Genomic DNA, 760 nt, shown 5'->3' with positions numbered 1-760 from the left:
CGTTCTCGTTCCAAATGTTCGCGGTGAAGATCCCGCGCCTTATGAAGTGAGCGAAAGCCTTTCTGCTGCATGGAACAATACCAGTGATCACACCATTTCGTTCGACGTAAAATCTGTCATGAAAATGGAAAATGGCGTCCCTCTCATTATCGGTGAAGTTTACAACCGCAGTGACGCACTTAATGGTAATGAAGTGCACTTCAATAACATTTGTGAAATCACTGCAGACTTTGACACCAAAGGTTACTGGCACAACAAAAATGGCTTAAGTGAACTAACTGAAGCCGACAGAGTATATGTGAATGGATTAACCCCTTACGCCTCTCCAAGTAACTACTTTGGAGCTGGTGACGAGCCATTTGACGGTAAATTTACTGGTGGAGAGCCAGTTGAAGCAGCATTTAGCGGCGATTCTGCTATTTGGATGGCCGGGACTTGGCAATCCGAAGTGTCACAATTCTTGGTCGATAGCAATGGCAACGCAGACCTTAACGAGCATAAAGAGCAGCTAGCTCAGCAACTACTCGCATTTATCTTTAACACTCGACATCGTCCAACCTCTGAGGGTTTAACCCAAACTACCGTTATTTGGTTTGGCGATCAGTGGATGTCTATTGGAGATATCATTAGTAACGCGGTCAGTGCTTGGGAAGGTTCAGACATCAATCAAATTGATCAGATCAAGACGGTTTTGGATGGTTTGAATAACAACGATGATGTTCCAATTCTGCCATCGTCGTATGAAGACTGTCCAACACCT

General features: G+C 44.6%; 1 pseudogene. It reads left to right on the top strand.

The features are described from left to right. A pseudogene (locus R7P74_RS26060) lies at positions 1-760 on the top strand (hypothetical protein); the annotation flags it as partial.

The organism is Vibrio sp. 2033 (assembly GCF_033339735.1).
The sequence above is the reverse complement of the archived record's forward strand: the minus strand, read 5'-3'. Positions and strand labels throughout refer to the sequence as shown.